Genomic DNA, 26,333 nt, shown 5'->3' on the forward strand with positions numbered 1-26,333 from the left:
TTAACGCTATAGGTTTGCGTCCTCGGGTTCCGAAGAACTGAAGCTGTAAGATTTAACCACGTTTCGATCATCGTAACGAATCACCAGATCGCGTGAAATCTTGACACCATACTCACCATAAGTCCAGGTTCGTTCACCATTTTCGAGACCGGTACGCCACGGCTCACCAAACATCTCCCGTATCTCTGCCATAGTGGTTTTCTCCACTTCTATCTGGCGAACCTTGTAGTAAGGAAAAGCTTCCCCCACTGTGGGCATGCAGCCAGTAACGGGCAAGCTCATGGCAACGAGCAACATCAGGGTTGTTAGAGGGCGAAGAATGCGCATTGTCGATCTCCTTGTTGTCTGAGGATATCAATTGACGAGGAAAGTGAAAACACCCGTTCGTTTCTCTCACTAGAGTCACAGAGAACACAGAGAATGCCTGAATTGGTTACGGTTCTCTCTGTGCCCTCTGTGACTCTGTGGTGAGGTTTTGTTGATTTGTTAATCTTGCTTACGCTGCCGATAAGCCTCGGCAATTCCACCCCCGGAGGTCTCACGATAAATAGACGGCAAAGCCTTGCCGGTCTCTTTCATGACAAGGGTTATTTCATCAAAAGTGATCTTGTGTTCACCACCTGAAAGCAAAGCAAAATGACAGCAGCTTAAAGCCCGTGTCGCAGCATGCGCGTTGCGTTCTATGCATGGGATCTGCACCAGGCCATTAACCGGGTCACAGGTCAGGCCAAGGTGATGTTCCAGCCCCATCTCTGCCGCATATTCAATCTGGCGCACCGTGCCGCCGTGTAACTGGGTCGCTGCCGCTGCGGCCATAGAGCAAGCCGTGCCAACCTCGCCCTGGCAACCAACCTCCGCCCCAGAGATTGAGGCGTTGTGCTTGACCAGATTACCGACCAGTCCGGCCGTTGCCAGCGCTCGCAGAATGTCTTGCCTGCTGCAATCGAGACTCTCGCTCAAGTATCGCAAAACCGCCGGCAAAACGCCACTGCCGCCACAGGTCGGCGCAGTGACGATAATGCCACCGGAAGCATTCTCTTCGGAAACAGCCAGAGCATAGGCCCAGAGCAGGCCATTGCGTTTAAAATCCGGGCCGTAGAGAGAGGCTTTGCGATGAAACGCCTGCGCCTTGCGCGCCACGCCCAGGCCACCGGGAAGAACCCCAACATGATTCAGCCCCCGCACGACAGACTCTGACATGACGTCCCAGATCCCGTCGAGGAACGGATAAAGATCCTCCCCTTCGCAGCTGGCCACATATTCCCAGCACGACTCGCCCGTTTCGGCAGAGCGCTTCAGGATATCTTCCATGCTGTTCAGAGCATAAACGTCTTCGCTCGCGACCTCTTTCCCTGCCTCCTGAAGAGCACCGCCGCCGATGCTGTAGACTTCCCATTTTTCGAGAACGCGGCTATCTCCGGCCAGAGCCTCAAAGTACATACCGTTGGGATGAAAAGGCAGCTCAGTCTCCGGCCTCCAGAGAATCTCACAGGCGCGGGGCGCAAAAACATCCTCCAGCGCCTTGTCGGTCAAGTGCCCTCTGCCGGTTGCGGCTAGGCTGCCGAAGAGCGTGACCCGGAAGGAAGCCGCAGCGGCATGTCGCGCAAGAAACTGCTCAGCAGCCTTACACGGAGCCATGGTGTGACTGCTGGAGGGACCGGTCCCGATTCGATATAGCTCTTTGAGTGATTTCACGGTGGCACCTCCCTTGTCAGGCTAGATTCAACCAATCTTCATTCGGTTCAGCAACAAAGCTCATTTCATCACGCTGGGTCGGATGGCGGATGACCATCTCGCGAGCATGCAGGGCAATGGCATCCGCCCCAAAAGACTGCCTTGAACCGTAGCGCCGATCTCCCAGAATCGGAAACCCTCGATGACTGAACTGAACCCGAATCTGGTGATGTCGTCCTGTTTCCAGGGCGATTTCAACGAGACTGACGCCATTAACATAGTTGAGGCGCTTATAGCTTAAACGTGATTCTTTCCCGGCCGGAGCAGCGACCACTCGAGAATTGAACTCATCCCGTTCGAGCTGATCGATAAATTGCCCCTGAAGTGGAACTTCACCGGCAACCTGAGCCCAATAGCTTTTTCGTGGCCGGCGGCTGCGAATCTCTTCGGAAAGCCGCGACGCGGCCTTGGTGGTGCGGGCCAGAACCACAACGCCCGAGGCCGGGCGGTCAAGGCGATGCACCAGGCCGAGAAAAACATTGCCGGGCTTGTTGTATTTCTCTTTCAACCAAGCCTTGGCTTCTTTAAGCAGGGTGGTGTGTCCAGTCTGGTCGCCCTGCACCAGCTGGCCGGCAGGCTTGTTGACCACCAGCAGGTGATTATCCTCATAGAGAATTTCCATGCAAACGCTACATCCTAAGTTGTGTGAGAAAGTAATAATCGATGGCGAGAGCTTCGATAAAGAGAACCATCGCCAAACCGATGAAGAGGAAAGTCTTGCTTCGCTCCCCTTTCCTGGCTTTATAGCACCTGACTATCTCGGTAACCAGCAGAGCCAGCGTCACCACCGGACTGAGTAAAAATAGAATCAGCACCGTGCCCATGGCATCGTCGGTCTGATTCCAGCCGCCGAGCATATCGTGGGTGGCCGCCACCAGAAGGAAAATCAGAACCTGCGGCAAGACCATGGCTGTATAACGAAAAAAAGGCATCATGCTTGCGGAATGTAATCTTCTCGTAGCGGAGAGAAAACCTCGATCGCTACAGAGTCTTCGACAGCCGTTGCTTTGTGTTCAACATCCCCTGCGATACACCAACTGTCACCCGGTTTAACCTGACGGGTCTCATCACCGATCGTCAACGTGAGCTCTCCGCTGACAAGGTAGCCGGTCTGTTCATGAGGATGGCTATGCCTGGGGAGATCGGCCCCCTGCCCCAGCCTGAACTCTGCCATCATGGTTCTATCGCCATAGACCAAGGTCTTCTGCTGGACCTTTTCCAAGACGTACTGGTAATCGTTTTTGCTAGCTTGTCGGTACATGCAGGAAGCCTTTACTTCTATGTTACGTCATAATTCGAAGAGCCAGATAAGGCACGATAAAAAAAGTAAAAATACAGATTTTGTAGAAAGCCATCCCGGCATAATGGATGGCATCAAATTGCTCTCTTTGAATATGGTAAAACTTGCTGTGCATCTTGTAGAACCAGTCGTGGGCCAAGGTGAGAAAAAGAAACCACCAGAGCAGAAGGCCCATATTGAGGACCGCGCTCCAGGCCAGCGTTCCCTTAAACAGTTCTACGGTCATAGCAACCTCCTTTGCCTTAATCGTTTGGCCAGCTCAGCGACATGCGCAGGGCCGACCTCACAACAGCCTCCGACAATTGTTGCCCCTTGCTTGATCCAGCCATCCACGAAGGCTGTGTAAGCCTTCGGTTCCAGGTTGGAGCGTTTTTCCAATATCTCCACCGTTGCTCCCTGCTGCAGGAAGGCTTTGGCGATTTCCACAAAGCCGTTGGCGTAAGCGCCTATGGGAACGCCTCGATTTGCCAGCAGGGGGATGGCCTGATCCACGGCTTCCGGCGCAGAACAATTGACCAACAGCGCCGCCAGTTTGAATTCTGTGATCAGGGGGATTATCTCTGTTAACGGTTCTCCCGAACGCAGCTTTGTACCATCCTTGTCATCAACGGTAACCGCCAGCCAAACAGGCTTGTTGGCGACCAGGGCACCCATCACCGCGCCACGCGCCTGCTCAACCGATGACATGGTTTCACAAAGGACAAGGTCGACATAAGGTTCCTGCAAGCGGGCGATCTCGGCGTAAAGCTCCGCAGCTTCTTCTGCCGGCGGCGCGAGGTCGGGGCGATAGGATCGCCCCGTTGGGCCCATCGATCCGGCCACCAGGCCGGAGCCATGTTCCTGCTGTGCAGAGACTGCAAGCTGGCATGCGAGCCGGTGCAAATCCACGAAACGATCCTCGATGCCAAACGGGGCCAGGCGGTCACGATGGATCGCATAGCTGTTTGTGGTGGCAATCTCAGCTCCTGCCAAGAAGTAATCGCGATGCAACTCTTTAACCAGATCCGGGTCGTCGATTAAGAACCGGGTTGCCCAGAGCCCGGTCGGTTGCGTCTCTGAGCGAGCCAGAAGTTCCTGGCCCAGGCCGCCAGGCAATAGTGTGATACGCATGTTGCTAACCAATCAGACTCACGAGATGGTCATGTTCACCCTGTTTGATCTTGAAGCTCTTGGGATACTTTTTAAGTAACTCGGCGAAGGTTTTACACTCGTAATTCGACTCATCAAAGGTCGGATCAAGGCGCTTTACGACAGGGCGAATGGCAGCCTTGACCACCCACTCATCACCGGTCTTCTTGGCAATCTGTTTGATCGCCTTGGAGAGCAGCTCGACAGGATCCTTGACCTTGATAATATCTGATTCTGCCTCTTCAACACTTTCCTCGTTCTGGCTCTCAACAACGAAGGTTTCATAATACTTAAAGTCGGAGCAACTGTTGGCCCAGTGCTGATTGGTTGAAGATTTACAGCCGATTCCGATCAAGTCTTTGCCGGCCGCCTTAATCTTTTGCGACAAGGGGATGAAATCGCTATCTCCGCCGATCACGATGATCGCGTCGATGTGCGGGAACCGCAACACATCCTCGATGGCATCCAGAGACAGTTTGATATCGGCCCCATTCTTTGCTGATGCCCCGGGCGGGAAAATCTGGACTAATTCAACCGCGCATTTAAGCAGGGAGTGACGATACCTTGCAAACCACTGCCAATTACAATAAGCCTTGTTGATCGCCACGTTGCCGTAGGTTGTGGCAAAGTCATAGAGCGCCTGCACATCAAGCAGCACGTCCTGAGTCTTGCTCCGGTTTTGCGTGCGGCCATAGCTGCCACTGCCATTCGCCGAGTCGTATAGACTGGCGTGAATATTTTCAAAATCCCAATAAACCGCAACTGTTTCTTTTCCCATCTTTTCCTCCTGTTTCTCACCGCTAACTGTTTCAGAGTCTGAACGTAGTTCTATCGTGACTCGTTTGAAAGAAGATTCTCCAAGGGCAGCTTAATGATTTCGCTGCCATTACCATCATAGCAGATACAGCTACGATCACCTGAATCTCTTGGCGGCATGCCACTTGTCGAATAGCCTTTGTCGGCACAAAAATCGCCACATAAGACGCTGTCCGGTTTTGGGCCGATATTGCCGACTCGATATTGGTGCAAAAGAATGAACAGGAGAGGCGCAATTGTTAAGGTGATAGAGGCGAAAACGTGCTTTTTATCGAGGCCCGGGTCGACCTCAAGCCTTTTGCCCGCCATAAAACCTGCACCGACAAATGCGATCCACAGCCCCAGAAACGTAAGCGGGAAGAGGAGAGCCAAGCCCCTATCAACAATCGTTGGCCAGGTGTTGTCACCAAAGACAAAGATCCACAGGAAACCTGCTGTTGTTCCTGTAATGGCTGTCGCAGCGATCAGCGAGAGAAGTGCGCCGGGAGCAAGAAAGAGCAAGCAATAGAGGTATCTCTTTTTCATTAAGACGCCGGGTTCCGTCAATCGTTTACAGCTACAGAATGTCCTTATTTCAGCATTTTAGCTATACTTAACCCCCTTGGCAATTTGTAATTATTCAGAGGGGTTCCGTTTTCGGATTAACGCCTTCTCTCGGATGGCATCTAACTACAGGAGAAAGGGCCTCTACCACTCCATTTCCCTCACTCAAGTTAGAGCCAAATCACGCGCCTTTGGATGAAAAGGCTATTGATGGCCAAAGACTCTGTCTCCTCCGTGCCTCTGTGGTGAAAGCTTTTTGTTGCGATCTTTTTATTCATTTGCACGGTAAAAAGGTCTAGACTGGAAACACGACCAACTTCGTCTTTGCAAGGATTTTCAATGCGCCGTTTCGCCAATGTTTATATTGTCCTCTTCCTGATCGACGCAGGTCTCTCGTTGATCGACGAACTCCTGCAGCTGGCTTCCTCACCAATGCCGGCTTTGACGGAGATCCGTTTTTTTGTCGCTTATGTCGTAATCGCCCTCTCCATGATCCTCTATGCATGCCTCGGCATCGACCGACGTCTGCCAAAACGGGCCTTTTTGCCATTAACCCTGTTTGCTTCCTGGAGCGCTCTGGCCATGTGGCCGCTCTCGGGGTTCGTCGCCCGTGAAGCCTTCGGACTGACGGCGTCCATCAGCCAGGTTGTGATCGGCGCGATTGCCATTATCCTGCTGCGTAGTCTCGGTGGTCGAAACCTGCTGACAGAAGAGCAATCCCAGGCGCCGATGTTCAGCCTGCGCAACACCCTCGGCTTTACCGCCATCAACCTGCTACTCACTCCTTTTGTCCTGATTTATACGGGCCTGGCCGTCACCAGCTATTACCTCGAAGCGCAGACTGCCGGTTTTCTACGTCTCAGCCCGGTCGGTGTTCACATGACCGAGCGCAGCTATCACCTCGCACAGAAGGAGATTCGCCTGGCGGGGATGATGCACATCGGCAAAGAGGAGTACTACGAAGACCTGGCTAAATCGATACCGACGGAAGGGACCATCATCCTCGCTGAAGGTGTGACCGACCAGGATCGTTTGCTGGAGAGCCAGTTCAATTACAGCAAACTGGCCGGGCTTATTGGCCTGACCTCTCAAGACAAGATGAGGCTCAACGGTAACGCTGTGGAACTGGACGGCCTTGGCGTGGCCGGCCAGGTGATCCGCGAACCGGGCAAGCCGGATATCGCCAACGCAGATATCGACCTCAACCGTTTTGAACCAAAAACCATCGAATTTCTCAATGCTCTCGGCCGTAGCCTGTTTGGTGACAAACCTCTCGCAGAAGGGCTTGTCGATTACAACCTCTGGATCGAGGAAAATATGTCTGAAGAGGGTCTCGCCGGGGTTATGGCGGACATTCTCGACAAGCGTAACGATGCTGTCATTGCAGGCATGGTTCAGACTTTAAAACGCTACGACACCGTCATTATTCCCTGGGGGGCGATGCATATGCCGGCGATCGAAGCAGCCGTTCTGGAGCAGGGGTTTGCTCCCGGTAAGGCGCAGGAACGTTTGAGCCTCGATTTCCGGACGATTCCCTATGGGGAGTTGTGGCAGAAGTGGTCTGAGCAGGCGAGTGACAATCTTTAACCCAAGCTTTATATTAGCCGCAGATAAAATCTGACAAGACCGGACAAAACAAACCCTATAGTTTTCTTTGTTCTAAATTTATTATCTGCGTACATCAGATTTTATCTGCAGCCAATTAATGCCTTAACCCTTAAATCCTTGTCGCTCCGCATAACTCTTAAAGCGCTTCAGTCGAAAATAAGTCTCCCGCTCCCTTTCGGCCAGATATTGACTCATGGCGTGGATATCAAGATGTAGCTCCGGTGTAACCCGCTCTTCGAGAATGCGGATGCGGCGAGTCAGGCGCACCAGCTCTTCGGCGAGGCGCCGGAACTTGCCTTCGAAATTTGCTAACGACAGCATCTCTTCGACAATGCCTTCAAATTCATGAATTGCCTCGTCTAGCCAGGGGGAGCTGCCGTACATATCATAGGGCCGTTCATTGAATGTGCGCGCCACGGTTTCATGCATGGTCAGGTCGCGAAAGCGTAAGCCGAGCAGGTTGCCCTCGGCCACCTCCACGGCGATCTTGCGGCGGCTGATTGCAGAGAGGGCATCGACCGCAACCGATCTTTCACGGGCCTTGCTGACCTGCAGTTCGTCGATGGCCCGGGCATAAGCCTGGCTGACCTCTTCACGGGACTGCATCAACGGCTTAGTGATTTTGAGGAATTCTTTGATCAGCGCCTGGCGACGGCCTTTGAGAATCGTGGTGCAGTTGAGCACCGCGTGCAGGCGATCCTTGAGGAGCAGCAGGTTGGTACGAGTCGGCTGAATCATCGTGCCACCTCCCTGAAATCATCAAGCAGGGCCTGCGCTGTGTCGAGCGTCTCATCGATGGTTCGACGCTTGCTCCCCTGGTGGACGAAGTCGGCTTCAAAGCGATCGGCGAAGTCGAGAAGTTTACGATCTTCGGCCAGCATGCCATCGCGGCCCACCACTGCCTCGAGGCGGCGCAGATCGCAACCCTTGGCGTAGGTACGGTAGAGCTGATTGGAGAGGTCACGGTGATCGGAACGGGTCTGTCCCTTGCCGATGCCGTGCTGCATCAGGCGCGACAGGCTCGGCAGCACATCGATCGGTGGGTAAATTCCTTTCTGGTGCAGCTCGCGGGAGAGCACAAGCTGGCCTTCAGTGATGTAGCCGGTGAGATCGGGGATCGGGTGAGTGATATCGTCTTCCGGCATGGTCACGGTGGGCAGTAGCGTGACCGAGCCTTTACGGCCATGGATTCGACCGGCGCGCTCATAAAGGGAGGCCAGGTCGGAATACATATGGCCGGGATAGCCGCGCCGGCCGGGCAGCTCTTCACGGGCGGTCGAAATTTCACGCAGGGCATCACAGTAGTTGGTCATGTCGGTGATGATCACCAGCACGTCCATCTCCTGACGAAAGGCCAGATCTTCTGCGACGGTTAAAGCCAGGCGCGGCGCCAGCAGACGTTCAACCACCGGATCGTCGGCCAGGTTGACGAAGGCGACAAATCGGCTCTGCATATTTTCAAGGGTTTGACGGTAAAACTGGTACTCGAAGTGAGTCAGGCCAAGAGCGACAAAGACCAGCACGAAGGGGCCGCCATCGGGGAGTCGAGCCTGGTGTAACAGCTGCTCCGTCATCTCCCGCGCTGGCAGGCCGGCGCAGGTGAAAATCGGCAATTTTTGGCCTTTAACCAGAGTATTCAGCCCGTCGATAGTTGAGAAACCGGTCTCGATAAATTCTTCCGGGTGAGCCCGTGCTACCGGGTTGATCGGTGCGCCGATGACCGGCTGACGAAATTCCGGGATGAACATGGGCAGATCGTCAATCGGTCGAAAGGAGCCGTCGAAAACGCGGCCCAGCACACCGGCGCCGAGCGGGGCACGCATCACCGCATCGCTAAAGTTGACGCTGGTCCTTTTGGTATCCAATCCCTGGGTGCCGCCAAAGACCTGGATCAGAACCTGGTCGCCAAAGATCTTCAGCACCTCACCCGTCAGAGTCCTACCGTCAGGGGCGTCGATCCGTACCAGTTCCCCAAGCCGGGCGGCAAAGACCTTTTCCAGGAAAAGCAGAGGTCCGCGGATAGCGCTGACCGAACGATATTGATGTTCAGCGAGGCGCATGGGCAGCCTCCTTGAGCAGGTCGTCGAGCAGGGCTCCGTTAGCCAGGGCGGCAGAGAGTTGATCATGTTCAGCAACCAGCGTGGTGATGCTCTCGATCGTGCTTTTTGGAGCAGCAAAAGCGTCTTCGGTGAAACTGTTCTGGCAGAGAAAGTCGAGGCGAATTTTTTCGGCGGTACGCATCAACAGGCGATCACCATCCTGCAATCCTTCCATGCCAACCACCTCTGCCACCTCGCGCAAGGCATCTTCACGTTGCAAAATATCGCGACAGCGCGCCTGCAGCTTGGCCCATTCTTCATGCTCTTCAACAAAATGAGCCATGGCGGTGTCGCTGTAGAGGGAAAAACTCTGGGTCCAGTTGATCGCCGGGAAATGGCGTCTATGGGCCAACTGCGTATCGAGCATATAGAGGGCACCGGACACGCGCAGGCAGGCCTGGGTGACCGGTTCGGCGAAGTCGGCCCCCGGCGGCGACACCGCCAGAATCATGCTCAGAGAACCCTGTCCCCCCGAGAGGGTTTTCACGACGCCGGCCCGTTCGATAAAACCTGACAGACGCGAGCCGAGGTAGGTCGGGTAACCATCTTCGCCGGGCATTTCTTCGAGCGCCGAAGAGATTTCGCGCAAGGCTTCGGCCCATCGCGACAGGCTGTCGGCGAGGAACAGGACATCGAGCCCCATATCACGGTAATACTCCGCCATGGTCACAGCGGTGAAGATCGAGGACTCGCGCGCGGCAACCGGCATGTTGGACGTATTGGCGACGATGATGGTGCGCTCCTTGAGCGGTCGCTTAGTGCGAGGATCCTCAAGCTCGCCGAACTCGTCAAGCAGTCCGGCCATCTCGTTGCCGCGTTCTCCGCAGCCGACATAAACCACCACGTCAACATCGGCGAATTTGGCAATCGTCTGCTCAAGCACGGTTTTGCCGGTGCCAAAACCACCCGGCACCATGGCGACGCCCCCCTTCAGTAAAGGAAAGAGGAAATCAAGGCAGCGCTGGCCGGTGACCAGCGGCCTGGTCGGCGGCAATTTGCTCTGATAAGGCCGTGCCTTGCGCACCGGCCAACTGTGCCAGCCGTACAAGGGTTGCTTGTCTGCAAGTGTGGCGACAGGGTTCTCGAGAGTCAGCCTGCCCTCTTCAAGTTGCTGCAGCGTGCCATCTTGAGGCATCAGCAGCAGGTGTTCGATGTGACCTTCGCGAACCTTGGCAAAGGCCTCGCCTGAATGCAGGTGGTCACCTGATTTTTTATTTGTGGTGACTGCCCAGATTTTTTTGCGATCAATTGGAAAAGGGTTCTGACCGCTGCTGACAAAGTCGCCGCCATTCTCAAGCAGAAGAGGCAGAGGGCGCTGCAAGCCATCGAAAATGCCTCCGAGCAGGCCCGGCCCGAGGGCCACGGTCAGCGGACCACCGGCGGTTGTCACCGGCTCACCGATACCGAGGCCGCGGTTCTCTTCAAAGACCTGCACCGTGGCAATCTTATCATCAATACGGACCACTTCCCCGGTCAGGTGACTTGTGCCGACAAAGACACGGTCACCGATCTTCAGATCCAAAAGATCGACACAGACTGTGGCGCCGCTGATGCTGGTGACAGTACCGTTCATCGCTGCAACCTCACATGGTAACCAAGGGCTCTCTGCACCAGGCGCTGTAATTCGTCGCTCGGTGGTGTGCGCCTGTCGGCAGGAGCCGGCAAGGTGACCAGAACCCCGGGCCAACGATCCGTCAACTCCCGCAGCCTGATCGGGTCAAGCGTTTCAAGCAGACGGCTATCGGCAGCAATCACACCGACCTCGGGATCACTACAAGCCTGCTGGATTGCCTCCCAGGTGGCTTCAGGAATAAGCGTCTGCTGTCGAACACCGGTAAGGGCAAAGCCTGGAGAGCTGTCGGCACAGGTTAGAAAGAGAATTTCTTTCATAGCAGCAGAACCTCCTCAAGCAATGAGTCCCGATCATCGGACAAGGTCTTGCGTAACAGCTGGTTGTGCACGGCAAGCTCGACTCGCCAGAGGTATTCGATGATCACCGCCAGTCCGAGAGGGTCGCGACCCAAACGTCGCAGCAGGCGCGTCAAACCGCACAAAAAAGCTTGCTCCATACCGATTGTGACTCCGCCATCCCTTTTGCTGTTCCTCAAGGACTCTCCTGTCAGTCGTTCCGCCAGGCGGGTGAGCCGCTCGCTGTCGTGCCTGGCCCAGATTCTCTGCAGGTTGTTTCGGTCGAGGTTGCCTCCGCTTGTTAATGCTGGCGGTTGCTTGACCTGCCATCGCCAGAGCCTGCTCAGCATCAGGCAGTTGCGCATGTCGACCAGGTAGCCTAAGGTCCTTTTAAGAGGAAGATTTCTGCTCCTCTCAAGTGCGTCGACAAGCATGCCATCAGCGAGCTGCCTTTCCACACCACCGGGGCCTTGCACTCTGTAGGTCACAGTCAACCCAAAGGTAAAAGGGTAGTCGCTGACCAGAGCAGCTTCCAGCTGCGCGATCAAGGCCTGGTTTTCGCCACTATTTGCAAGCAGTTGTCGTAAGGGCTTCACCAGCAGAGCATTGTTTAAGATAGTCGCCGGCAGCTCTCCTGCAAGGAGGTATCTCAGCTGCAGAGTCAGGTTATGCATGGCGAGCAATTCAAAGAAGGGCTCAAGCCGAAGACGCAAACGCTTGTTAAGGCGTTGGTAAACCCAGACGCTCGCCTCGGTCGATTCTGTCGCGACAGGATCAAGAAGGTCGATCCCGGCACGCCGACTGCGCAAACGCGCCAGTAGCGCTTCCGTTGGCAATTCAGCAGGTTTTGTCGAATCAAGCAGTTTCATCACTATCCACCAATCGACGCAATTCACTCATCAGTTGCGGCAGCAGGTCGGGCCAGGCTCTGCGCAAGCGGCAGGCCAGTGTATTGTCGACCCTCACGCCGCTGCGACTCGTAGCGATCAGACCACCGGCGATGGCATCATCAAGCTCAACTTCGGCCGTCGGGAAATCCCGCGCCGCCAAACCCTGGCTCGCTTGAGACACAGTGATCTTGCCCCACTCGGCAGGCGGCAGCTCGGCACATAAAGCCTGCCATAGCACCTCACGGTTCTTTTCTGTCAGTTCTGTCAGTAATCGCGACGCCAGACCTTGCAGGCGTTCGTCAAGAAGAGCCTCGGCATGCAGACGGCTTGCCATCACTTGCCTCCGGGATTTAGCAAGCAGGCTGTTGCGTCGCCGTGAGACTTCGGATTGAAGCTGCCGTTCGGCTTCAAGTCGCAGCAACTGCTGCTCTTCCTTGAGCTCTTGGCGTCGTTTTGCGACCTTCTCTTCGGCCGCTTGCCAGAAGGCGCGAACCTGTTCCTCACCCTCGCGTTGCAGGGCTATCTTCAACTCTGATTCACCCATTGTCTTACTACATGAGTAGAATCATGGCGGCGACAACAAAGCCGAGGATAACCATGGTTTCCGGAATGGCGACCAGGATGATGATGACCCCGGTCAGTTCCGGTTTCTCCGCCAGGGTGCCGGCACCAGCGGCGCCGATACGCGACTGGGCCCAGGCGGTTGCGATGGCTGGCAGACCGATCGCCAGCGCGGCGGCAAATGCAATCCAGACTTTTTCCATAAGACGTCTCCTTCCGGGTTCTCATTTACGGGGAGCGTTTCTGCCAGGGATCGAAGCGACGCCCCCCCAGGTCGAGAAACTTGCCGAAGAACTCCACGTAATGCAGACGCAAAGAGTGAACCGTTGGAGCGAACACTCCCAGCAACAGGTTGAATGCGTGCAGGATGCCGGCGACCAGAATCCCGGCCATGACATCTCCGGTCATGCCTCCCAGGCGGTTGGCGACCATTGCCAGGAGCACAGAGCTGAAGCCGATCGCCATGATACGAATGTACGATATGATATTGCCCATGGTTTTCAGCAGTTCAAGGGGCGCAAGCAGTCCCTCGGCTGCAATCAACACCGGCAGAAGGATACCGACACCGATCAGGAGCGGGCCGGTTTGTAGCCACGACTGGGGATAGAAGTAGCCAACCACGGCTAGAACCAGTAGCAGTGAGGACAGCAGGGTGGCCAATTTAACAAGCGCCAGGCGCGGTTTGTGGCGGCGCAGGTCGGCCAGGGCGCCGAGAGTGATGCCAAGCAGGACATGAACAACGCCCACGGTCAGGGCAAAAACGGTCATGGGCAAAACCGCTTTGCCGCGATCAAACCAGAGAGGATGCAAGCCAAGCCAGGTTTCTCCGAGATCACCGAAAAATTCGCCGTAAAGGACACCGAAAAAGAGAGTATAGAGTGCCGCCACACCGAGGATCTTGCCGAGATCGCTGGCCAAATGGTGCGGTTGGTAATGTTTGGCCAGAAAAAGAGCAATTAACAGCAAGATTAAACCGTAACCGATGTCACCGAGGATCATACCGAAGAAGACCGGGAAGAAGATGCCGATCATCGGGGTCGGATCGTAGGAGGAGTACTTCGGCAAAGGAAGTAAGCGGGAAAGCACTTCAAATGGCGCAAAATAACCGGGGTTGCGCAGCATGACCGGAACCTGCTCGACCTCCTCATCGAGAATGGCCTGCTGCTCAACAACCACACGGCCAAGAAAGGCCTGGTTGAGATCATTGCGCAAGTCGGAGACTTCGTTTTCAGCCATCCAGCCCTGAATGAGGAAACAGAGTTGGGTCGTATAAGCTGTTGCTGTCGCGCGGTACAGGGTCAGACGTTCAGCCAACCAGTCCAGGGCGCGCCGATAGATTGGTCGCCACTGCACATCAAGGTCGCGCAGTGCAGTTTCGAGTCCTTGAGCGTATGCCTGGAGTAAATCGAGCCTGTCCTGCAGGGCGAGGATGCGTTTAGGCAGAGGAAGATCAGCGAACTCTTCGGGAAGAGAGAGCTCGGGCACATGCTCCTTGGTGAGGGCTTGGCGTAAAGGTCCAGAGGTCTCGCGATCGGTGGCGATCAATCCTACCAGCGTACCGCCGGCCGTTGTGGCGCTGCTGATGTGGCAACGGCCTTGAGTGAGCGTTTGTAATGAGTCTTCAAGGGCCTTCAGTTGGGAGGCATCACGAATGGTAACACCGAAAATTTCCAGGTTAGAATCCTCGGGCAGGTCACCTAAGAGTGGCGCCAGGGCCTGCCAGAAAACCAGATCGCGCTGCAGATCATCGACTTCATTATGACAGTCAGTGAGCTGGCGCACCGTCTCACGGGCGCTTAAAAGATGCTTGTCGACCAGTTCGTCGAGCAGATCCATAACCGGTAGAGGTTGGAGCGGTGGAATGTCTTCGGAGGCTTCAGGCAGAAGAGCAAGAAGTTGGGTGATGCGTTCAAAGAGACCCTGAAAAAAACTGCGCTCGTGAAGGTTGCTCTCGTCGAGAACGAGGGCCTGGAGGTTGTCTTCACGTGCCAGTTTAATCCGTTCCAGCAGCTGTGGATCGGGCTGAAAAATGCCCCTGTCGTGCAGGAGGTCGAGGGTGTTCAGAAGGTCCTGCTTGGGGCCGACGATTTCAACTTTGGCCATGCGGATGATCATAATCACCCCCTGGCAGGATGGCTGCCAGATGCCGTTTCAAAACATCGTGCAATACCTCGTCATTCAAAGCCAAGAGCCGCTGGCACCAGGCGCAAGCGGCTTCTTCAAGGGCCGTTCCTTCACCCTTAAGCTGCTCTTCCTGTTCAGCAAACAACCTTCGACAGCGAGCCTCCTCGATCTTTCGGGTATCAGCGCACTCAACCAGCAGAGTCGACAACTCCCGGGCTTGCCACTCCTTTGCACGTGCCTGCTCTGCAGACACCTCAGCCTGGATGCGCTTCTCCAGTTCAATAATATTGTCCAACAAGCCGTCAGTCATAATCCAACCATGTGTTTGTGCTAACAATCTTAGTATATCAGAGCGCCTCATCTTTGCAGGAAAGCGCCCTTGAGGTAATTCCGTGACCTTTTTTGAAGAATATGTTATTTGTGCGAGTGATATTTTTAAACGCCCATATGATTTTTTATTTATTAAGTGGGGAACGCCTTGTCTACCGACGCCCATCTGCTTAAAACTCTGGAACGACGCAACCGCGAACTCGAAGTTCTCATTGAGATCGGTAAGGCTTTAACCTCTACCGTTGAGCTTGAGAACGTGCTGACCCTGATCATGGATCAGGTCGGGCGCTTGTTGAAAACCCAGTCATGGTCATTGCTTCTGCGCGATGAGGAAACCGGCGACTTGACTTTTGAAATCGCGGTTTCCCCGGCAGCAGAGAAACTCAAAGGAATGAAGGTTGCTTCCGGTGAAGGGATTGCGGGCTGGGTCTCAGAGCACGGTGAAGCCCTGGTCATCCCTGATGTCACCAGAGATGAACGTTTTTCCGACCAGTTTGACATAGCCTCCTCTTTTATTACCCAATCGGTCCTCTGCGTCCCGGTCCGCAGCAAAGATCATGTCCTCGGCGTGATCGAACTGGTTAACGGCCCCAACGAAAAAATCTTCAAAGACGCAGACCTGCAGATTCTACTGACCATCGCCGACTATGCGGCGATAGCCATCGAAAACGCCCGCAACTTCATGCGCATCAGTGAGCTGGTCATCACAGACGACCTCACCGGTCTCTACAACGGCCGTTACTTGCACACCCTGATTGAAGAGGAGATTGAGCGGGTTCGTCGGTTCGGCGGCAAGCTGTCTCTGATCTTCATCGACCTCGATTTCTTCAAAAAAATCAACGACACCTGTGGCCACCTGGTCGGTAGCCGCACCCTTGCCGAGATCGGCAAGCTGATCAAAGATAACGTCCGCAAAATCTGTAAGTCGGCCCGCTACGGCGGCGACGAATTTGTTATCGTGCTGCCGAACACCGGCAAGAGCGGAGCCATGACCTTGGCAACCAAGCTCTGCGAGCTGTTCCGTGCTTATGATTTCCGTGACGACAACGGCAAACCCTTTAAAATGACAGCAAGCTTCGGTATCGCCACTTTCCCCGACGATGCTGATTCCAAGGACGATCTGATTCGCTTGGCTGATCAGGCGATGTACCGTGTCAAAGAATCCACCCGCGACGCGGTCCTCTCTGTCTGAATCTACCCGGAAGCCGTTCGGACGATCTTGAAGAGGATCCAATAGATTCCCAAGCGGAGGCAGCAGTGGCCCATCACACTTCGCGCGCTTCTTATCAGAAACTGTCCAATCGTCTGAACATTTCTCCCCAGGGCGCTCCTCCCTCAGAATTGCTTTACCGCATTATCGACCTCCTCTTCAGCACCGAGGAGGCGGAGCTGGTTGCAGCACTGCCTATCAAACCCTTTACTGCTTCACAGGCGGCAAAAAACTGGAAGGTTACCGTGACGGCGGCCGAAAAGTCCTTGCAGCGTCTGGCTGGCAGGGCTCTACTGATTGACTTTCAACTCAATGGCAAAACGGAATATATCCTCCCTCCGCCTATGGCTGGGTTTTTCGAATTTGCCCTGATGCGAACCCGTGATGATATTGATCAGAAGTTGTTGAGTGAACTCTACGAGCAGTACATCAGCGTTGAGGAAGACTTTATTCGCGAACTGTTTCTTACAGGCGCCACCCAGCTTGGCCGGGTTTTTGTTCAGGAAGAGATCCTCAGCAATGAAAATGCCTTGCATGTTCTGGATTATGAGAGGGTGACAGAGGTTATAGAGACAGCGACAGATATTGGGATTGGACTCTGTTACTGCCGCCACAAGCGTCAACATCAGAACCGGGCCTGCGATGCCGAGATGGATATCTGCATGACCTTTAATTCCGTGGCCTCCTCTCTCATTCGTAGCGACTATGCCCGTCGTGTCGAACCTTCGGAGTGCAAAGAGTTGCTGCACAAAGCCTGCGAGCAGAACCTGGTTCAATTTGGCGAGAATGTTCAGAACAAGGTCAGCTTCATCTGCAATTGCTGCTCCTGCTGTTGCGAAGCCCTGCTTGCCGCGCAACGCTTCGGCTATGAAAAGCCGGTGCATACCAGCAACTTTATCGCGAGGGTAGAGGATAACTGCAGCGGTTGCGGTCGTTGTCTCTCTTCCTGTCCGGTCAAGGTCATCTCTCTACAGGCCGAACAGGCTGATGGTTCTGGTTGTAAGCGCGCCGTCATCGATGAGGCACTCTGCCTCGGCTGCGGGGTCTGCGTAAGCAACTGCCGCCTTTCAGCCCTGACAATGGCCTCCCGCGCCAGTCGTGTGATCACACCGGTCAATTCAACTCACAAGAGTGTGCTGATGGCGATTGAGCGCGGCAAACTGCAGAACCTGATCTTCGATAATCAGGTGCTTTGGAGCCATAGGGCCCTTGCCGCGCTGCTTGGTGTCATCTTGAAGCTGCCGCCGATAAAAAGGGCGCTGGCTTGTGAACAGATAGGATCACGTTACCTCGGTACACTCTGCGAGCATTACGACGCCAGGCAGAGGCCTTGAATGTCGGTATTTTTTGATTGTCCTTAATCCGGTATCAGGTAAGATGTTCTTGGATGCAATAATCGATAAGAAGGGGTTTGTTTATATTATGGAGAAGAGTATGTCGAAGATGCGCCGGATCCTCTGCCCTTTGCTGAGTATCTTGATGTTGGCGACCCTGGCCGTGGCCGGTGGCGTCGCGCCCGGAGAAGAAGCCCCTGAGCAACCAGAGGTCGCTGAAAAAGTGACTACGACACCTGCACAAACATCTGCAGCTGTCAGCAAAGCGCGTCAGGCCGTAGTCCCCGCGCCGAAACCTGTTGTGAAGCGAAGTATGCCCACCAGAAGCGCTACTCCCGCTCAGCCCAAAGCGTCAGCTCAAGTCGATAAAAACAGCTGGAGGCTTGGTTCCCGTGAAGGAGAGTGCGCACCTCTCTCCAGCACCAATCGCAAAACGGGGGACATAGGGTCTTTCAGCACCCCGCAGGAATTTGCCAAAAAAATGCAGCAGCGCGGCCATCAAGCTTTTGTTCTGGATATCGGTGATGTTCGAGACCAAGTGCTGCGAGTCAAGGTTCCTGACATGGCGTTGGATTTGACTTTTGTTAGGGCGGGGATGTGTCGTTAGCGCTTAACTTCTGAAGAGACTAAGTTAATATTTGGCGCATTAAATGTCCTTAGGTCTTCCGAGAAGGACTTGCAATAATACTTATAGGAAAGCCCCGATCCGCGAAAGCAGGTCGGGGCTTTATTGTCTTGCATATTGCGAATTATAAAAAAGTGTCTGATCTTCATGGGTGCCTTGCTTGGCAGGATTAACATACCCATGTTTTGTTCTTATTTCGGATCATTTTTTCGCCACACTCTGGACAGCGGAGGTCTCGATGTAAATACCCAAAAGCCGAAAAACAAATGATTAAAAGAACAAATACAGCAAGAATAAGACCTTCCATTCCCAAAAGATCACCTCCTTCGCAAAAGGAAAAAAGCCAGCACAAATACTGCAACCATGACAACTATGACGCCGATTACATCTTCCATTTAAAAATCTCCTTTATTAAAAAAAAACAGGCTCAATGGAATAGTTTTCACATACCCTGCATTCCAGTAACGCCGAAAACTTCCTGGCAGTCGTGACATATAAGAACTTGCTCAATGGTTAACGCAGGACCTTTGGAAGTATTGTGTCTTGAGTTTTTCTGTGGGTTCTTATTATTAAAGCCAAAAATTGACCCAACCCAACTAAAATCAAACGTTTACTTCTCCCCAATTGCCATATAGCCGACAAAGACACTGTGTTATCACAATGTTGCAATCCTACTAGAACCATGGGTTTGAATTAATTATCCATTGTTAACTAAAAGATGCGTAAGTAGCAGCTAATTAACAATGGCACACAATGTGCTTAAAAACTTGTGCCGTCAGATTAAATTGGTTTTTGATCAGTAATTTTTGTGAGTGGCTTTCAAGGCCCTCAGTTTTGCCCATTGAAGGGCAAAACCATTTCAAGGAGGCTGGGAGATGAAGACAAAAGGAATTGCAGTTCTATTGATTGCTTTGATCGCTGCACCTTTACTGTTTGTTGGTGTGGTTGAGGCTCGTCAGACATTCTACATCAACCTTACAAGAGATGTTTATCCTCAACTAGAAGGGACTAAATTTGAGACGTTCAGATGTCTCTGGTGTCATGTAGAAGATAGCGCAGGCCCGAGAAATCCTTATGGATTGGATTACGAGGCAGAATACAACACCACTGACATGCTTACTGCAGCAATTAATATAGAGCAATTCGACTCTGATGGTGACGGCTACACTAATATCGAAGAAATTAATGCTGCGACTTGGCCGGGTTTTGCCGATGATAGTCCTGGAGGTTCAGCTTGTACTGATCTAGATAGTGACGGTTTTGCAATAGAAGGCGGGAACTGTGGTCCCATAGACTGTAACGATAACAGTCAATCGATCAACCCAGCTTCATCTGAGGTCTGCGGGGACGGTGTAGACAACAACTGTGATGGATACTCCGATGGGACTGATCCTGCGGTGAGTCCGGATATGTGCTGTGACGATGTTGACAACGACGGCGCTACCGGAACCGATCAGCTTCACTGCACCCAATACGGTCCGCTTGATTGCAATGACAATGATCCAGCTATCAGCCCCTTTGCTATTGAAGACTGCATTGACGGTATCGACAACAACTGCGACAGCCTGACTGACGAACAAGATCCTGTTTGTACCTCCCCATGTACAGATGCCGACACTGACGGTTTTTATCTTGAAGGAATTGTCTGTGGATCTGAAGCCGACTGCAACGACAATGACTACAACATTAATCCGTTGGCTAGCGAAATCTGTGACGACAGTGAAGATAACAATTGTGACGGTTTTGTAGACTGTCAGGATTCTTCTTGCGTTAACGATTCAGCGTGTATTATTTGTACTGATAATGATGATGACAGCTATGCTATAGAAGGTAATAACTGTGGTCCTGAAGATTGTAACGACAACGATCTTTCAGTAAGTCCAGGAGCTGTGGAGAACTGTTCTGATTTGATCGACAACGATTGTGACAACTTGGTCGATTGTGCAGATGCAGATTGTAATGGAGATGACGCCTGTGCTCCTACCTGTATACCAGAGGCATCTCAGGAAAAAGGCAAGAAGTGTAAAGATGGCATCGACAACGACTGCGACGCTGTCATCGATTCTGACGACCCTGACTGTGGAGGCGATGACACCAGCACTGGGGGCACGGAAGGTAGAGGCGACACCTGCAGTGATGGGGTCGACAATGACGGTGATTCGTTGACAGATTGTGGTGACCCTGATTGCAGTAGGAACAAAGCATGTAAGTAATAAAAAGATAAAAGTACATCATAAAGGGGGAGGCCTATGTCTCCCCCTTTGCCATTTCTGCAAATCTGCATCCCCTCCCACCCCGGCATTGCACCTCATGGCCAAGATAGAGCGGGACTTTACAACTGTACTTATTAAGGCTTGATTCTCATGAATGTGAGTGAGATGACTTAAGAGGAACTCAAGGATTCTTAAAAAATCCTACTCCTAAATTTTAGTAAGGGAGAAAGATGCGATTTAACATATTAGCTAGAATTACTGCACCGCAAGAAAAGGCCACCAAGGATCAAACCCTGGTGGCCATAATTTTGTGTATTAATGGGCTTCCAAAAAAGGACCCCATTTGAATCTTCTAAAAGAGGTGGGCCACAGTCCTGTAAACTTATGCTACTTACCACTCAGCCGTTTCAGTTCGGCATCAATCATCAGCGAAGCTCCCGCCAGATTCCGTTTTTTGAGCAGCATGCCGTTGATGAAGACAGCCGGTGTACCACGCACACCTACGACCTGGCCAAGACGCAAGTCATCGCTGATTTGCTTTGTGACCCGCGGACTGGAACGATCCCGATTGAATTGCTCCAGGTCGAGACCTAACTCTTCGGCGAACTGATCCAGCTTGGACTCTTTCAGGCTGCTGAAATTGGCAAATACCTTGTCATGATAAGCCCAAAACTGGTCTTGCATGTGTGCCGCCAGTGCTGCCTGAGCAGCTGGGCGAGCCATCTTGTGGTTGCGCAATGGAAAGTTCTTGAAGATGACTTTGACCTGACTGGTGTATTTCTCGACCAACTGGTCGAGGAGCGGGTTAACCCGCGCGCAGTACGGTCATTGGAAATCGCTAAAAACCACCACAGCTACTGCTGCAGCTGTATCTCCTTTGAAAGGCGAACCGGCAAGATCGATCTGATAGCGTTCTGTCAGTGACAACACCTGCAAAGTCTTTTGCCCCTTGCCACTAAGGTAGAGTTTTTTGCCATCCTTACCGACACTCAAACGATCAGCGGTAAAGGGTCCGGGGATGGTCGCTTCGACTTGGCCTTTATGATCAAGGACCAGGACCGTACCTTGCTCAGTCAGCACATAAAGTCGCTTGCCATCCGGAGCTTCGACAACATCGCGTGCCCCCGCCGTCAAAGGGATGGATTTCTCTACAATCCACTCTAAGGCCGCTAAAGCTTGCCCGGCTAACATTAGAAGACAAGTTGTTGTAATGATCATGATTTTGATTCTGTTCATGATTACTCCGTAGATCCTAAACAAATAGGCATAAATAAGATGCTGCTTATTATACCCGCACAGATGTTGTGGTCAAAGATGATTCTCTTGTTTATCCTACTACATTATTTTGGAGTGCTCAGATTGGTTGAAATGCGAAATTCTTAATGACCCTGACATATAAAAAGGCCACCAAGGATCGAACCCTGAAGGCCATAGTTTTGTGTAGTAAAGACCTTACTGAATACCCCTATCAATAAGATGCCAATTTTCGTCTCACAAGTCGTGATTAAAGAAAATGATCAGATCGCTACGCTGGCGCAAACATTATCAAGGCTACGCAAAATGCTGAGAACTGTAATCATGGAGGTCTTTGGGTTGTCAGGAATCGGTTTGTTCTCGATAGCAATTTCTAGTTTCCCAAAAGAACCTTCAGCTACAACTTGGTGGCAGTTACAGGAGATCATTGGGTCAGCATACAGACGAACCTTCGTCCGATCGAAACCTAGCCCTGCCAAAGAGACTGTAGCCGCAGTATTCGCATTCTTTGGATAGTCCCTGGCCGCCATTCTCGCATTACCCTCATAAATCAATTTGGGTTCGCATAGATTGTTTAAATCGACTACCTTTTCTGCAGGTGTCCCTTGCCAGGCCCGGGGCGGTTTTCGTGAGGTCAGCATTACTTTATCGAGTCCCGTTTGCCGAGCCGCCGCTATGCCATCTATTCCTGCCAGAGCCCCAGCCAAAAGGCTGATTCTGGTCCCGTGCTCTTCAGCGGCGATTTTCAGTTCATCATAGAGTGCTTTATCGGCTAATGCTCCGACCGAGACGACAAGTAGCGGCCAACCGAGACGTAAAACGTCCAGCCCATGCATCTCAACAGCATCGTGCCCCGCACACTCGACTACCATATCCGGAGCAGACTGCAGATCGCCAACAGTAGTCACCACGTCCACATTGTTTGGCATAATCTTTCGCACCTTCTCTGCACTCCTCTGAGAAGCGATGATTGCATTGATCCTCCAGGCGCGTTCTTGGCCCGCATGTCTATAGAGACTTCTGCCGATGGCTCCAAATCCGATTAGGGTGATGTTCATGATTAGTGCCTCCATTCTTCATAAATCATATCGTACCAGAAAGAAATTCATGACTATCCATGCGTTAATCACCAATGAAAGAGCTAGTTTTCCATGATTATTAGCAGTTATAATTACACAATCGAAGGAGATGGCTAAAAAATGGCCACTGGGATCTGATCCAAGTGGCCTTCAATTTGCGGATTAAAGAGCTCCCTAAATACCGTTATCAATAAGAAGCCGTTTTCCCTCTCAGAAGTCGTACATTATAAGAAAAACCCCTTGAGACAATCCAGGGGATACTGAACGTAATCATCTGGGAGCAAGGGGTTTCCATAAACTTATAGTCTCTACTATGGCGGACCTACCTCAGTCGCCAAAAGTTTATTTTGCTACGGCTATCTTCGAATAGATTTGATCCGCCGAGGCGAGGAGTTCGAAAGGAGGATTGAATCCAATAAGTCGGGCTACTTCCAAGTTGAAAGCAAATAATGCAGGATCATCAAATACTTGGTCCAGATCTCTGGGTTTAGCTCCATTGAAAACTTTGGCAATGGTCTCAGCATGGAACTTCCCAACATGTCTGAATCCTGCCTGAGCGATGCTCAATAACACCCCATGCTCGACCTCATCGGACCCGCCTTGAGAGAAAGTCGGGAGCTTATATTTCATTATAGGCCTTAGCAAACGAGGAAGACTTTTTGCATTTACTCCGCGCTGAATCGTAACGTAAATAGCGTCGACTTTTGGAGCAAGGTATTCGTAGCATTTGACAACGCTATCTTCAGCTTCTTCCCGACTCGTATTATCAATGGAATAACAGGACACAACTTCAAAACCACGTTCTCTGGCAATTTTTTCAATATCGCTGACAGCGGCAATACTTCTACCCGCATTGCTGTCCTCAAACGCAATACCTAGTTTCTTAAACCCCACAAAATCGTGAAACCATCGAAGCTGGTATTCATGCCGGGTAGGGCTCACGCGAGCATGAACATGATCGTATCCCGAATCCTCGATACTCTTGACAATATTCGCACTTATCGGGTCGGTTGAAGACAGGACAATCGTTGGCACAGAATGCAGATCGTTTGCTAAATCCTGGCCAGCCCATGTTCCCATAGCCAGTATCAAGTCAACTTTTTGGGCATTCAGTTGTTGAATCACATCAACTTTCGTTTTTTTTCGCTTCTCATCGTCCCAATTGGTTGACCAGTAAGCCTCTCCCACAAATTGAATGTAGTTGCTTTTTGCTTTTGTAGATAACCACATCCATATCTGACTAGAATCCTCAAAGTCCTCTGGTACTGGAATCTCTGCGTTCTCCATCCATCCTATATCCATCAGGTTTTCGATCAACCTCGTTAGTACCAAAGGGTAATTCTTGTACGGGCCACCCTCCAGGTAACCGATTCGCCACTTCTGGCCATGGTTGGTGGTGGGCCTAAGACCAAATTCCCCCTTGTCGGCAGCAGAAGAGGACGATAAGAAGGAAAAACTGCCAATGGCGATCAATATTCCAATCCAAAAAAATTTCATAACACAACTCATATCTGAAATACCGCTGATGCTGAGAATGGTATAAAAATTATTAAAGTATCGAGCGACACAACGTTTCCTTGACCTTTCTGCAAATCACCTTCACCAAGCACCTGAATAACTCAGCAATCTACAGCAAGTTAACTGAATCGTCAAAATTGGGATTCTTATAAATCCTATTCTTGAATTTTTAGGGGAAAACGCTGCTTTTTTTTGCTTTACTGAAATTGCTGATAAACAATAAAAGGCCACCAAGGATCGAACCTTGGTGGCCTTAGTCTTTTGTATTAAAGAGCTTACTGGATACCTCTATCAATAAGAAGCCGTTTTTCGTCTCATAAGTCGTGGCTTATGGGAGTTAAATCAACCGTCTCTCAATCAAAAGCGCTGATTCTCTCTTTATGAGTAGCTTTTACTTTGGCCCACGATAAATGCTAGAATAGGACCTATGAAACAAAAAAAAACATTAATCTCTTGGCGACTCAAATTGATTCTTCTGTTTGGCTGTTTGGCAGGAGTGGGGGTTGCCATGTTTAGTTTATATGTTGAATCTATTTCAGATCTTCCTCTGGGGCCGACACCATTATCCTGGACATTCAAGTCATCCAGCGCTCATGTTGAGGAAATATTTTCCAAAGGGAGTCCAGACATGGTGCCTGGCATCATAACATCTTCAGAAGTTCCACCAATAGATAAGACTTCTCTTGGTGACACAGAAATGGCTTTATTTGCATTGGGCTGATTCTGGAGTGTCGACTCTCGGTTCGGGAGTATCCCAGGTGTTGTTAGAACGGCGGTCGGTTACTCAGGTGGCACGGCTGAAAACCCAACGTATCGGGCTATTGGTGATCATAGCGAGGTGATACGGATTGAGTTTGATCCCAAAGTGGTCAGCTATAAGCAATTGCTGGATGTTTTCTGGGATAGTCACGACCCTGGTTATAATGCATACTCACGCCAGTACCGTAACGCTATCCTCACTTTGACTGAGAAACAACGGTACGAAGCGGAATCCTCTTTGAATAAAAAGAAGCGAGTGGCTCGTAACGCTTTTTTTACAGTGGTTGAACCAGCCGGTGAATTTTACGCTGCCGAGGATTATCATCAGAAATATCTCTTGCGCAAAGCCAAGGGGATTTTGCATGAGTTTCAGACAATCTATCCAGGTTCGCAATTTTTGACAGCATCAACCGCTGCGACAAAAATCAACGGCTACCTTGGCTGCAATGGCGAACTCGAAACACTAAAAAAAGAGTTGCCACAACTAGGACTTTCCCGGCAGACGCAAGAGTTGCTAGTTGAGCATGTCTCGACCAATTGCGACAGGTTTTTTGGACTAACCTGTCCTTCCCCTAAAGACTCTCAATAATTCTGACATATAAGAATGGCCCCACCAGGACGGAAGGTCCCTTTTTGTATTCTATAGGTCGTGCAACTGACACAACAGCTCTACATTACTTTCGTAACCTTCAGAGAGACTAAATCGACTTCGTAGGCTTCATCTCGCTCGTTCTCAACTAGCAGGACACCCCTCTGTTCGTGTACTCGCAATGAGGTGATGAAGACATCTTGGATATCTCTTTCCAGCTCTGGCCGATATTCTATTGTGTAAACAACCAGACCCCAAACTTTTTGATTAGTGCCCGCATCTCTAGCCTCTACATAACCACCATTCTGGCCAGTTCCGTTTGCACTTCCCCAGTGTTCAACCTGGTATGTTACGCCTTTATATGTAACTGTCGGCACCTCTAGTGGCGCAGCTCGCTTAGCTAAGCTTGTCAAAGGCAATGCCAGCACCAACACCACAAGAATGGCCACATAAACTGCTTTCCAGTTATTCATCGCCCTCTGTTCCATTGCTTTGCGCCTGACACACTTAAAAATTCTCAGAAATCCTCTCACATTGATTTGATGCAGTCAAACTCACAGAAATGCAAAATTATTGTTGACCCTGCGGTAGGTGTCAAGATAGTTGTCGCCTTTTCTCATTATGCAGCTTTGGAGCATAGGACCTCTTCGGGGGGCCTTTTCCGATCAGGGTTGAGCCGAACAACTTCGATTGGCTCCCAGTTCCGTAGTT

Annotated in this window: 28 protein-coding genes and 2 pseudogenes; 7 read left to right on the top strand and 23 right to left on the bottom strand. The window is 51.8% G+C overall.

Annotated elements, in window-relative coordinates; all coding sequences use genetic code 11:
• Positions 1-6: 6 nt before the first annotated feature.
• The 9 genes from P9J64_12575 to P9J64_12615 all read right to left on the bottom strand — a co-directional run bounded on the left by P9J64_12575 (position 7) and on the right by P9J64_12615 (position 5,503).
• Complete coding sequence (locus P9J64_12575) at positions 7-327, bottom strand: hypothetical protein (protein ID MDG5469156.1); 321 nt, start codon at positions 325-327, stop codon at positions 7-9.
• Between the two features lie 159 nt (positions 328-486).
• The gene (locus tag P9J64_12580) at positions 487-1,695 is read right to left on the bottom strand and encodes an L-serine ammonia-lyase, iron-sulfur-dependent, subunit alpha (GenBank protein MDG5469157.1); all 1,209 of its coding nucleotides are present in this window, start codon (positions 1,693-1,695) and stop codon (positions 487-489) included.
• A 16-nt stretch (positions 1,696-1,711) separates the two neighbouring features.
• A complete protein-coding gene (locus P9J64_12585; protein MDG5469158.1) occupies positions 1,712-2,356 on the bottom strand; it encodes an RNA pseudouridine synthase in 645 nt (214 codons plus the stop codon).
• 7 nt (positions 2,357-2,363) lie between these two features.
• Positions 2,364-2,669: a hypothetical protein gene (locus P9J64_12590; protein MDG5469159.1), complete on the bottom strand. Its 306-nt coding sequence runs from the start codon at positions 2,667-2,669 to the stop codon at positions 2,364-2,366.
• Positions 2,666-2,995, bottom strand: coding sequence for a cupin domain-containing protein (locus P9J64_12595; GenBank protein ID MDG5469160.1), 330 nt, complete (start codon positions 2,993-2,995; stop codon positions 2,666-2,668). Before P9J64_12595 ends, P9J64_12590 begins: the two co-directional genes overlap by 4 nt.
• 22 nt (positions 2,996-3,017) lie before the next feature.
• Positions 3,018-3,260, bottom strand: coding sequence for a hypothetical protein (locus P9J64_12600; protein MDG5469161.1), 243 nt, complete (start codon positions 3,258-3,260; stop codon positions 3,018-3,020).
• Entirely contained in the window at positions 3,257-4,144 is an 888-nt protein-coding gene (locus tag P9J64_12605; GenBank protein MDG5469162.1) for a homocysteine S-methyltransferase family protein, read from the bottom strand. Before P9J64_12605 ends, P9J64_12600 begins: the two co-directional genes overlap by 4 nt.
• Positions 4,145-4,148: 4 nt before the next feature.
• A complete protein-coding gene (locus tag P9J64_12610; GenBank protein MDG5469163.1) occupies positions 4,149-4,940 on the bottom strand; it encodes an NYN domain-containing protein in 792 nt (263 codons plus the stop codon).
• 50 nt (positions 4,941-4,990) lie between these two features.
• Entirely contained in the window at positions 4,991-5,503 is a 513-nt protein-coding gene (locus P9J64_12615; protein MDG5469164.1) for a hypothetical protein, read from the bottom strand.
• A gap of 357 nt (positions 5,504-5,860) precedes the next feature.
• Between P9J64_12615 and P9J64_12620 the strand changes: the two genes are divergently transcribed.
• Positions 5,861-7,108, top strand: a complete 1,248-nt coding sequence (locus P9J64_12620; protein ID MDG5469165.1) for a hypothetical protein — start codon at positions 5,861-5,863, stop codon at positions 7,106-7,108.
• A 123-nt stretch (positions 7,109-7,231) separates the two neighbouring features.
• On the opposite strand, the gene P9J64_12625 is transcribed toward P9J64_12620, so the two are convergent.
• Genes P9J64_12625 through P9J64_12665 form a run of 9 tightly spaced genes read right to left on the bottom strand, consistent with a single transcriptional unit; the run spans position 7,232 to position 15,021 of the window.
• Positions 7,232-7,867, bottom strand: coding sequence for a V-type ATP synthase subunit D (locus P9J64_12625; GenBank protein ID MDG5469166.1), 636 nt, complete (start codon positions 7,865-7,867; stop codon positions 7,232-7,234).
• On the bottom strand, positions 7,864-9,189 hold the full coding sequence (locus P9J64_12630; protein MDG5469167.1) for a V-type ATP synthase subunit B: 1,326 nt from the start codon (positions 9,187-9,189) through the stop codon (positions 7,864-7,866). The genes P9J64_12625 and P9J64_12630 overlap by 4 nt, the downstream gene beginning before the upstream one ends.
• On the bottom strand, positions 9,176-10,801 hold the full coding sequence (locus P9J64_12635) for a V-type ATP synthase subunit A (protein MDG5469168.1): 1,626 nt from the start codon (positions 10,799-10,801) through the stop codon (positions 9,176-9,178). The genes P9J64_12630 and P9J64_12635 overlap by 14 nt, the downstream gene beginning before the upstream one ends.
• A complete protein-coding gene (locus P9J64_12640; GenBank protein ID MDG5469169.1) occupies positions 10,798-11,118 on the bottom strand; it encodes a V-type ATP synthase subunit F in 321 nt (106 codons plus the stop codon). The genes P9J64_12635 and P9J64_12640 overlap by 4 nt, the downstream gene beginning before the upstream one ends.
• Complete coding sequence (locus P9J64_12645) at positions 11,115-12,005, bottom strand: V-type ATPase subunit (protein ID MDG5469170.1); 891 nt, start codon at positions 12,003-12,005, stop codon at positions 11,115-11,117. The genes P9J64_12640 and P9J64_12645 overlap by 4 nt, the downstream gene beginning before the upstream one ends.
• Positions 11,992-12,555 (bottom strand): V-type ATP synthase subunit E, encoded by a 564-nt coding sequence (locus P9J64_12650; GenBank protein MDG5469171.1) that lies wholly within the window; start codon positions 12,553-12,555, stop codon positions 11,992-11,994. The genes P9J64_12645 and P9J64_12650 overlap by 14 nt, the downstream gene beginning before the upstream one ends.
• A 22-nt stretch (positions 12,556-12,577) precedes the next feature.
• The gene (locus P9J64_12655) at positions 12,578-12,790 is read right to left on the bottom strand and encodes an ATPase (GenBank protein ID MDG5469172.1); all 213 of its coding nucleotides are present in this window, start codon (positions 12,788-12,790) and stop codon (positions 12,578-12,580) included.
• Positions 12,791-12,815: 25 nt separating this feature from the next.
• Positions 12,816-14,702, bottom strand: coding sequence for a V-type ATPase 116kDa subunit family protein (locus P9J64_12660; protein MDG5469173.1), 1,887 nt, complete (start codon positions 14,700-14,702; stop codon positions 12,816-12,818).
• Positions 14,677-15,021: a hypothetical protein gene (locus P9J64_12665; protein ID MDG5469174.1), complete on the bottom strand. Its 345-nt coding sequence runs from the start codon at positions 15,019-15,021 to the stop codon at positions 14,677-14,679. The genes P9J64_12660 and P9J64_12665 overlap by 26 nt, the downstream gene beginning before the upstream one ends.
• A gap of 168 nt (positions 15,022-15,189) precedes the next feature.
• On the opposite strand from P9J64_12665, the gene P9J64_12670 reads away from it, so the two are divergent.
• The 4 genes from P9J64_12670 to P9J64_12685 all read left to right on the top strand — a co-directional run bounded on the left by P9J64_12670 (position 15,190) and on the right by P9J64_12685 (position 20,423).
• Complete coding sequence (locus P9J64_12670) at positions 15,190-16,233, top strand: sensor domain-containing diguanylate cyclase (protein MDG5469175.1); 1,044 nt, start codon at positions 15,190-15,192, stop codon at positions 16,231-16,233.
• A 65-nt stretch (positions 16,234-16,298) separates the two neighbouring features.
• The gene (locus P9J64_12675; protein MDG5469176.1) at positions 16,299-17,585 is read left to right on the top strand and encodes a 4Fe-4S dicluster domain-containing protein; all 1,287 of its coding nucleotides are present in this window, start codon (positions 16,299-16,301) and stop codon (positions 17,583-17,585) included.
• Positions 17,586-17,685: 100 nt separating this feature from the next.
• Positions 17,686-18,192, top strand: coding sequence for a hypothetical protein (locus P9J64_12680; protein MDG5469177.1), 507 nt, complete (start codon positions 17,686-17,688; stop codon positions 18,190-18,192).
• Positions 18,193-19,085: 893 nt separating this feature from the next.
• The gene (locus tag P9J64_12685; protein ID MDG5469178.1) at positions 19,086-20,423 is read left to right on the top strand and encodes a MopE-related protein; all 1,338 of its coding nucleotides are present in this window, start codon (positions 19,086-19,088) and stop codon (positions 20,421-20,423) included.
• Positions 20,424-20,810: 387 nt separating this feature from the next.
• Here P9J64_12685 and P9J64_12690 read toward each other — a convergent pair.
• The 4 genes and pseudogenes from P9J64_12690 to P9J64_12705 form a co-directional block, all read right to left on the bottom strand.
• Positions 20,811-21,233 (bottom strand): annotated as a pseudogene (locus P9J64_12690) (DsbA family protein).
• A 15-nt stretch (positions 21,234-21,248) separates the two neighbouring features.
• A complete protein-coding gene (locus tag P9J64_12695) occupies positions 21,249-21,659 on the bottom strand; it encodes a hypothetical protein (GenBank protein ID MDG5469179.1) in 411 nt (136 codons plus the stop codon).
• Between the two features lie 281 nt (positions 21,660-21,940).
• The gene (locus P9J64_12700) at positions 21,941-22,735 is read right to left on the bottom strand and encodes an aspartate dehydrogenase (protein ID MDG5469180.1); all 795 of its coding nucleotides are present in this window, start codon (positions 22,733-22,735) and stop codon (positions 21,941-21,943) included.
• A 363-nt stretch (positions 22,736-23,098) separates the two neighbouring features.
• Entirely contained in the window at positions 23,099-24,253 is a 1,155-nt protein-coding gene (locus tag P9J64_12705; protein ID MDG5469181.1) for an ABC transporter substrate binding protein, read from the bottom strand.
• A gap of 448 nt (positions 24,254-24,701) precedes the next feature.
• On the opposite strand from P9J64_12705, the gene P9J64_12710 reads away from it, so the two are divergent.
• Positions 24,702-24,995, top strand: a complete 294-nt coding sequence (locus P9J64_12710) for a hypothetical protein (GenBank protein ID MDG5469182.1) — start codon at positions 24,702-24,704, stop codon at positions 24,993-24,995.
• A 15-nt stretch (positions 24,996-25,010) separates the two neighbouring features.
• Positions 25,011-25,622, top strand: a pseudogene (locus tag P9J64_12715) (peptide-methionine (S)-S-oxide reductase).
• 80 nt (positions 25,623-25,702) lie between these two features.
• Here P9J64_12715 and P9J64_12720 read toward each other — a convergent pair.
• Positions 25,703-26,095, bottom strand: coding sequence for a hypothetical protein (locus P9J64_12720; protein MDG5469183.1), 393 nt, complete (start codon positions 26,093-26,095; stop codon positions 25,703-25,705).
• Positions 26,096-26,333: the final 238 nt, after the last annotated feature.

It is taken from the genome of Deltaproteobacteria bacterium IMCC39524 (genome assembly GCA_029667085.1).
GTDB lineage: Bacteria > Desulfobacterota > Desulfuromonadia > Desulfuromonadales > BM103 > M0040.